General features: G+C 59.7%; 6 protein-coding genes. 4 read left to right on the top strand and 2 right to left on the bottom strand.

Annotated elements, in window-relative coordinates:
• Positions 1–152 precede the first annotated feature (152 nt).
• Together AF337_RS16625 and AF337_RS16620 are read right to left on the bottom strand one after the other, a co-directional pair.
• Positions 153–1,040 carry a 3-hydroxybutyryl-CoA dehydrogenase gene (locus AF337_RS16625; protein ID WP_049732901.1) on the bottom strand — a complete coding sequence of 296 codons (888 nt, stop codon included), beginning with the start codon at positions 1,038–1,040 and terminating at the stop codon, positions 153–155.
• Positions 1,041–1,099: 59 nt separating this feature from the next.
• Positions 1,100–2,284, bottom strand: a complete 1,185-nt coding sequence (locus tag AF337_RS16620) for an acyl-CoA dehydrogenase (RefSeq protein ID WP_049732900.1) — start codon at positions 2,282–2,284, stop codon at positions 1,100–1,102.
• A gap of 107 nt (positions 2,285–2,391) precedes the next feature.
• On the opposite strand from AF337_RS16620, the gene AF337_RS16615 reads away from it, so the two are divergent.
• The 4 genes from AF337_RS16615 (at position 2,392) to AF337_RS16600 (ending at position 8,289) form a co-directional block, all read left to right on the top strand.
• Positions 2,392–3,306, top strand: coding sequence for a LysR family transcriptional regulator (locus tag AF337_RS16615; RefSeq protein WP_049732899.1), 915 nt, complete (start codon positions 2,392–2,394; stop codon positions 3,304–3,306).
• 131 nt (positions 3,307–3,437) lie between these two features.
• Positions 3,438–6,221 carry a phosphoenolpyruvate carboxylase gene (ppc, locus tag AF337_RS16610; protein ID WP_244471276.1) on the top strand — a complete coding sequence of 928 codons (2,784 nt, stop codon included), beginning with the start codon at positions 3,438–3,440 and terminating at the stop codon, positions 6,219–6,221.
• 88 nt (positions 6,222–6,309) lie between these two features.
• The gene (locus AF337_RS16605; RefSeq protein ID WP_049732898.1) at positions 6,310–7,272 is read left to right on the top strand and encodes a C-terminal binding protein; all 963 of its coding nucleotides are present in this window, start codon (positions 6,310–6,312) and stop codon (positions 7,270–7,272) included.
• A gap of 21 nt (positions 7,273–7,293) precedes the next feature.
• Complete coding sequence (locus AF337_RS16600; protein WP_049732897.1) at positions 7,294–8,289, top strand: phosphotransferase family protein; 996 nt, start codon at positions 7,294–7,296, stop codon at positions 8,287–8,289.
• Positions 8,290–8,468: the final 179 nt, after the last annotated feature.

Below are 8,468 nucleotides of genomic sequence, written 5' to 3'. Positions count from 1 at the left end.
GATTGACCTGCTTCAGCCGGATCGCCGCAGAAAGACCGGCCGGACCACCGCCGACCATCACCACGTCGAATTCCATGCTCTCGCGGCTCTCGTCTGCGTGTTCTTCGGTCATGATAAATGCCTGATAATCTCGATGTTGGAATGCGATGGGGTCAGCGAGTTGGCCGAGCCGGCGTGTAGCTGTAGTCATAGAACCCGCGTTGCGCCTTGCGACCGAGCCAGCCGGCCTCGACATATTTGACCAGCAGCGGGCACGGGCGGTATTTGCTATCGGCCAGCCCTTCGTGAAGGACCTGCATGATGGAAAGGCATGTGTCCAAACCGATGAAGTCGGCCAGTTCAAGCGGCCCCATCGGATGATTGGCGCCGAGTTTCATGCCGGTGTCTATGGCTTCCACGTTTCCGACCCCCTCATACAGGGTGTAGATCGCTTCGTTGATCATAGGGATGAGGACGCGGTTTACGATGAAAGCCGGAAAATCCTCGGAGACGGTGACGGTCTTGCCGATGGATTCGGCGAAATCCCTGGCGATGGCAAACGTCTCTTGATCCGTTCCGATGCCGCGAACCAGTTCGACCAGCTTCATAACCGGTACCGGATTCATGAAGTGTATCCCTATAAAGCGATGGGGCCTGTCGGTCGACGCGGCGAGCCGCGTTATGGAGAGCGACGATGTGTTCGTCGCCAGGATCGCCTCGGGCTTCAGGACGGGGCAGACGCCCGTAAAGACTTTCCTCTTGACGTCTTCATTCTCGCTGACCGCTTCGACGACCAAATCGGCGCTCGCCAGATCCGAGAGCGAGAATGCTCCCTTTATTCGGGAGATCGCCTGCGCAGCCGCCTCGCCCGGCATTTTGCCGGATTCGACCTGCCGTTCGAAATATCCGGCACTTGCTTCGATGCTCGCGCGAACCCGATTGCCATCGAGGTCGTAGACCATTGCCTCGTACCCGTGTTTCGCCACGACTTCCGCGATGCCAGTCCCCATCTGGCCGGCGCCGATGACGGCGACGGTAGATATCTTATTCGCTATAGGCATGCTGCCTCTCGTTGATCCGGAGATTGAAGGACGATCTCTGCCAAACAGTTTATGGGGAATTAGAAGAACGCCTGGAGGCCCGTCTGGGCCCGTCCAAGGATCAGGGCGTGGACGTCGTGGGTGCCTTCATATGTGTTGACCGTTTCCAGGTTCTGCGCATGGCGCATGACATGGTATTCGATCTGAATACCGTTGCCGCCATGCATATCCCGGGCCTGCCGCGCGATATCCAGCGCCTTCCCGCAGTTGTTGCGCTTGACGAGCGACACCATTTCCGGGGCCATCTTGTGCTCATCCATCAGGCGGCCAACCCGAAGCGAACCCTGCAGTCCGAGCGTGATCTCGGTCATCATATCGGCGAGCTTCTTTTGATAGAGCTGCATCCCTGCAAGCGGTTTGCCGAACTGCTTGCGGTCCAGGCCATATTGACGAGCGCGGAACCAGCAGTCCTCGGCCGCTCCCATGACGCCCCAGGAGATGCCGTAACGGGCGCGATTGAGACAGCCGAACGGCCCCTTGAGACCGGAAACGCCGGGCAGGAGCGCATCCTCGGTAACCTCGACACTGTCCATCACGATTTCGCCTGTGATCGAGGCACGCAGCGAAAGCTTGCCGCCGATCTTCGGAGCCGAAAGTCCCTTCATGCCCTTTTCGAGAACGAAGCCGCGTATTTCATTGTTGTGGGCCTCGGACTTTGCCCAGACGACGAAGACATCGGCAATCGGCGAGTTCGAGATCCACATCTTCGAGCCGCGCAATCGGTAGCCGCCTTCAATTTTCTCGGCGCGGGTTTTCATGCCACCGGGATCAGAGCCGGCATCAGGCTCGGTCAGGCCGAAACAGCCGATCAGCTCACCCGAGACGAGGCCCGGCAGGTACTTTTTCTTCTGCTCGTCGGAGCCGTAGGCGAAGATCGGGTAGATGACCAGCGAGGATTGCACGCTCATCATCGAGCGATATCCGGAGTCGATGCGTTCGACCTCGCGAGCGACAAGGCCGTAAGCGACGTATGATGCGTTCGCGGCCCCGTATTCTTCCGGCAGCGTTATACCGAGAAGACCAGTCTGCCCCATCAACCTGAACAGCTCCGGGTCGGTCGTTTCGTCGAGATAGGCGTCGTGGACGCGCGGCAAGAGTTCGGATTCAGCGAAAGCCGCGGCGGACTCGCGGATCATCCGTTCATCTTCGGTCAGCTGGTCATCGAGCAGAAAGGGGTCATTCCAAGAAAAGGCCAAGATCGTCATCCTCCCGTTGAGGTTTTTGGCAGTTCGATTTGGTGGAATGAAAGCCGTTTTTCCGGCATTGCGAAAGCGAGGTTTACTCATTGGCCCATGAGCTATAGTAATAGCCTATGGCAAACCTTTCGCGACGACTGCTTCCCTCGACCTCCGCTCTGGCGGCCTTCGATTCCGTCGCACGGCTGAGCACCTTCTCCGCGGCGGCCGCGGAGCTTTCCCTGACGCAGGGCGCCATCAGCCGGCAGATTGCTGCGCTGGAAGAACAGCTGGGCGTTTTGCTGTTCGAGCGCACCAGCCGCGGCGTCATTCTCACAGAGGCCGGCACCGATTATGCGCGGGCTATTGCCAGCGCTCTGGCGGAAATCCGCTCCGCTTCATTGCATGCCATGACCAAACAGCATAACGATCAGCTCAATCTCGCCATCTTGCCAACATTCGGCACCCGCTGGCTGATGCCGCGCATTCCGCAGTTTGTCGCCAGACATCCGGAGATCACATTGAACTTCGCGACGCGCATAGGAGTGTTCGATTTCGACCGCGACGACATCGATATGGCCATCCATATCGGCCAGCCTGACTGGCCGGGTGCGGAAAGCACATTTCTCATGGAGGAAATGGTGGCACCGGTCGCCTCCCCGTCTTTTCTCAGTTCGCATCCCATCTTGAAGGCCGAAGATCTGCTTCGCCTGCCGCTACTGCAGATGGCGTCCCGTCCGGGGGCCTGGGGCCATTTTTTCGAGAGCCTCCAGGTCAGCGGCACCCCATCGCAGGCCATGCGGTTCGAACAGTTCAGCAACGTGGCCCAGGCATGCATCGCCGGACTGGGGCTCGCGTTGATGCCGCTTTTCCTCGTCGACTCCGAACTCGCGAATGGCCAGCTCGTTCAAGCCTTTCCGCATCAGGTCAAAAGCCCCAGCGCCTATTATGCGGTTGCGCCACTCAGCAGGAAGGACTTCCGTCCTGTCGTGGCGTTCCGTGCATGGCTTCTGGAAGAGGCAGCGCGTTATCAGAAAGACGTTGCCGGCTGATGTGGATTGGTTGCAATAGCGGCCGGTAATCCGGGCCTATTGGACCGCTACCCAAGTTCGATTGCGAGCGTTCTTGACTCATCGGCCAAATCCTGCCAGTTTATGCTAACGTTAGCACAAGGAATGCGCATTTGCACCTTCAGTTGAAGAAAGCAAGCCTGCAGGGCAGACACCTTTCGGCCAGCAGAGCCCTGGTGAAGGACGTTCGGCTCCTTGGCCGCCTGTTGTGCGACGCTATTGAAGCAAGCGACGGCAAGGAGGCCCGCGAGATCGTGGAACAGGTCCGCACGCTCTCGGTGACCGGCCACGGAAAGACCAGCCCGCGGTTGAGCGACAAGCTCGCCCCGTTTTGCGCGGACATGCCTCCCCGCACCCTCAAGCGCGTGATCCGCGCCTTCAGCCAGTTCTCTCAGTTGGTGAACATCGCCGAAGACGCTCATCAAGCCAGAGTGCAGCGCTTCGGCATCGTCGATGGCGAACCTGCCATGTCGGGAACGATTGCCAGATCGCTTTCCGTTCTGGCCGCCGCCGGGGTAGAGGCGGAAGATATCCGCAAGCTGCTGTCTGAAGCGGTCGTCTCGCCTGTTTTCACGGCACACCCGACCGAGGTTCGGCGCAAGAGCGTTATCGACATCGAGCAGGAGCTTGCCCGATGCTTGGGCCGGCTCGATCAGGCCGGCCTGACTGCAAAGGAGGCGGATCGATATCAGGAGGATTTGGAAAGAGCAACGACAACGCTTTGGCAAACGAACAGCTTGCGAGGTCGGCGACTGCAGGTCGTGGATGAAATCCTCAATGGCTTGTCCTATTACGACAGCACCATTTTCCGCGTTATTCCGGAAGTTTATGAAGCTCTCGAAAATCAACTTCGCGCTTCGTCTTGGAGCCTCGGTCAAGAGGCGCTGCCGCCGTTCCTGCGCATGGGTTCGTGGATCGGCGGCGACCGCGATGGCAACCCCTATGTCAACGGCGAGACCCTGAGGGAGGCGCTCCGGCTGCAGAGTGAGAGGGTTTTCTCTTTCTATCTCGGCGAACTGCACAGCCTCGGAGCGGAACTTTCCTTGGATGATCGGTATGTGAAGGTCTCGCGGGACCTTCAGCGCCTAGCGACCGACTCTCCCGATCGATCGGAGCAGCGCCGGCACGAGCCATATCGCCTGGCGATCTCGGGTATCTATGCTCGCCTGGCGGCCACGGCCCGTAAGTTTGGCAGCACGGAATTGGTGCGCGAACCCGTGGCGATTGCCCCTTCCTACCCGTGCCCTGCTGAGTTCGCCGACGACCTGGCGACGATCAGCAAATCCCTGACAGCCAATGGCGCAGAGAAGATCGCTGCTGGAAAATTGCGCAGGCTGCAACGCGCCGTGGACGTCTTCGGATTTCACCTTGTCAGCCTCGACCTCAGACAAAATTCCGAGGTCCATCAGCGGGTTGTTCACGAGCTTTTCGAGAAGGTGCGACCTGGCACCGGCTACGAGGCGCTCACCGAGGGTGACAAGATGCGCCTGCTCACCGAGGAGCTCCGCTCATCTCAGCTGCTGATTACACCGCTCAAGACCTATTCGGCCGAGATGATGTCCGAGCTTTCGGTGCTGCGTGAAGCCGCCGAAGCCCACCAGCATTATGGCCGCGGCAGCATCCCGAATTACATCATTTCGAAGGCCGCAAGCCCTTCCGACCTTTTGGAGGTCATGGTCTTGTTCCGCGAGGTGGGGCTGTTCCGGCCCGATGAGCCTGACGCGGCGTCAGTCAACATCATACCGCTTTTCGAGACGATCTCGGATCTTTCAAGGTCGCATGACGTGATGCAGACAGTTTTGGCCAGCGAGGCCTATCGGCCATACCTGGAAGCGCTCGGCGGCAAACAGGAAATCATGCTCGGCTATTCCGACAGCAACAAGGATGGCGGTTATCTGACGTCGGGATGGGAGCTTTATAAGGCAGAGATGGCCTTCATTCAGCTCTTCGAGCGTGAAGGCATTCGCCTCAGCCTGTTTCACGGCCGCGGCGGTTCCGTCGGACGCGGCGGCGGTCCAAGCTATGAAGCCATCACTGCCCTGCCTCCCGGCGCGGTTGCCGGATCGATCCGGCTGACGGAGCAAGGTGAAGTCATTGCAGCGAAATATTCCAATCCGGCACTCGGTCGCCGAAATCTCGAACTTCTTATCGCCGCGACGCTGGAAGCGTCCTTGCTGCCTTCCGACGCACAAGAGCCGGATCCCCGCTATCTTGATGCCATGGAGGAGCTGTCCGGCCTGGCTTTTGCCGCCTATCGCTCTTTGGTTTACGAAACCGAGGGATTCGAACGGTTCTTCTGGGAAGCCACGATCATCGGCGAAATCGCCAAGCTGAATATTGGCAGCCGCCCAGCCTCACGCAGTTCGTCACGCCGCATCGAAGACCTTCGTGCAATACCCTGGGTGTTCGGCTGGTCACAGAGCCGTATCATGTTGCCGGGCTGGTTTGGATTTGGCTCGGCCGTCAGACAGTGGCTGGCCAGACATCCCGATGGATTGCAAACCCTCCAAAGGATGCATCGGGACTGGCCTTTCTTCCAGACGCTGATTGCGAACATGGAGATGGTGCTGGCCAAAACCAACATGGCGATCGCGGCCCGGTACGTGGACCTTGCCCCCGACGCTGCCGGCCATGAGAAAATCTTCGCGCGCATAAAAGACGAATGGGAAGCGACGACGGCCGCGCTCTTCGGCATCACGGATCAGGCCTCGCTGCTGGAGAACAATCCGGCGCTGAAACAGTCGATCCATCACCGCTTTCCCTGCCTCGATCCGCTGAACCACATGCAGATCGACCTTCTTCGCCGTCACCGAGCCGGCGAACGCGACCAGGATACGGAAGAGGCGCTGCATCTGACCATCAACGGAATTGCCGCCGGGCTGCGAAACAGCGGCTAGCGAGCCGCCAATGCGGATGGCGTAAGCCTATTTTTCTTGACCTCGGCAAAAATATTGCGCTAACGTTTGCACAAACTGGGAGGAAATCATGACACGGACCGTGCTGTTGACGGACTACGCCTGGCCGGATGACAAGGTGGAGCGCGAAGTGATCGAGGGGGCCGGTTTCACCCTCGTCAGCGGCCCTGCCGAGCCGTCTTCGTCTGCTGAGATCGACGCTTTGGCGGCAGAGCATCGGCCGGACGCCATCCTGACCTGCTGGGCTCAGGTCAGCGAGAGGGCGATCGATGCGTCCCCCAATCTGAAGATCGTCGCTCGCCTCGGAGTCGGCCTGGACAATATCGCTGTCGATGCGGCGACCGAGCGGGGGATTTGGGTCACCAACGTTCCCGACTATTGCGTCGCAGAAGTGTCCGACCATGCCGTCGGTTTTGCAATTGCCTGGGCCCGCGGCCTGATCCACTTCGATCGCGACGTTCGCAAGGGCCGCTGGGACCCTGCTTCGGCAAATCTCCGCAGGCTTTCGGAGCTGACCTGCGGCATCGTCGGCTTTGGTCGCATCGGCCGTGCGACGGCGGCAAAAATGCAGGCACTCGGTTGCCGGGTGGTTGCACACGATCCCCATGCCTCGAATATCCCTGCCGATGTGGAGCTTGCCGACTTCGACACGCTTCTGGCCAGGAGCGATATCGTCATTGTCCATGCGCCGCTTTCGCCTGCGACGCGTCATCTGATCAACAAGGACGCCATCTCTAGGATGCGTCGTGGAAGCCTGCTGATCAACGTTAGCCGAGGCGGCGTCGTCGACACTGCCGCGGTGATCGAAGGCTTGGACTCCGGCATTCTGAGCGGCGTCGGCCTGGATGTCCTCGAGGATGAGCCACGCGTTCCACCGGAGCTGATCGCTCACCCCGGAGCGATGATCACCCCACACGTCGCCTTCTCCTCGGATGCCTCGCTGATCGAGCTGCGTCGCCGGGCAGCGGAGGAGGTCGTCAGGGTTCTCTGCGGAGAGATGCCTGAACAAGCCCGCAACAGCCCCCGCCGCTAACGCCGCAAGGACGCTCTATTCATGTCTGTAGCCGAGACGACGATTTTCGACGATTTCTTGCTGAAGAGCGGCTTGAAGAGCGCTTCCGAGGAAGCGATCTACAAGCCCCTGACGGGTGGTGTTTCCTCGGATATCTACCGTGTGGAGCTTCCCGGCCGGCTCATCTGCGTGAAACGCGCACTTGCCAAGCTTAAGGTCTCTGCCGATTGGCAAGCGCCGGTGTCGAGAAATGTTTACGAATGGAACTGGATCTCCTTCGTCGCGCAGCATTTCCCTTCTGCCGTTCCGAAGCCTCTCGCGCACGACGCGTCCTCCGGTGTTTTCGCAATGGAGTTTCTTGCCGGCGACGAGTATCCGCTTTGGAAGACCGCCCTGCTCCACGGGAGCGTTGACCGAAAGGCGGCAGAGGCGACGGGCCAGCGGATGGGACAGATCCATTCCGTCAGTGCCCGGACATCTGGATTGCCGCAAAAGTTCGACTCCGGACCGAACTTCTACGCTCTCCGGCTTGAGCCATACCTGGTGGCGACTGCCGTCAAACACCCTTTCGTCAGCGATCGCCTGGCGGAGCTGGTTCGGCGCACGGCCGAAACAAGGCTGGCGCTGGTCCACGGCGACGTCAGCCCGAAGAACATCCTGCTGGGGAAGAACGGCCCCGTGTTCCTGGATGCCGAATGCGCCTGGTTCGGCGATCCGGCTTTCGATTTGGCATTCTGCCTCAACCATCTGCTGTTGAAGAAGATCGTTGTCGGAAAGGCGGCATCCCAGCTCGCATCGTCATTCGCGGCTTTGACGGCAGCCTACATGGATCAGGTCGACTGGGAGGATCGGGACGCTCTCGAGGCGCGGGCCGCAAGCTTATTGCCCGCCCTCTTTCTCGCCCGGGTCGACGGCAAATCGCCCGTCGAATACATCACCGACGAATTTCAGCGCGAAACGGTTCGCAAAGCCGCTATCCCGCTGATCGTGTCGCCTCGGCAAAAGCTGGTTGACGTGGCACAAGCCTGGTTTCCATAACGGAAGCCATTCCTCAGGCAGCGGCATTATTTCTTTGCCGCTGAATATCTCCGGCTCTGCTCATAGCCGTTGACGATAGCGGTGAGCGTGGCACGCGCCATTGCAGGTCGGCCCACGTACGGCCAAAAGCGCGTCGTGATCTCTGGGATTCGCTCCTCGCGCTTTAGCTCTTTGTTTTT

This window comes from Rhizobium ecuadorense (genome assembly GCF_001187535.1).
Lineage (GTDB): Bacteria > Pseudomonadota > Alphaproteobacteria > Rhizobiales > Rhizobiaceae > Rhizobium > Rhizobium ecuadorense.
Note: the sequence above shows the minus strand (reverse complement) of the source record. Positions and strands in the feature narration are given on the sequence as shown.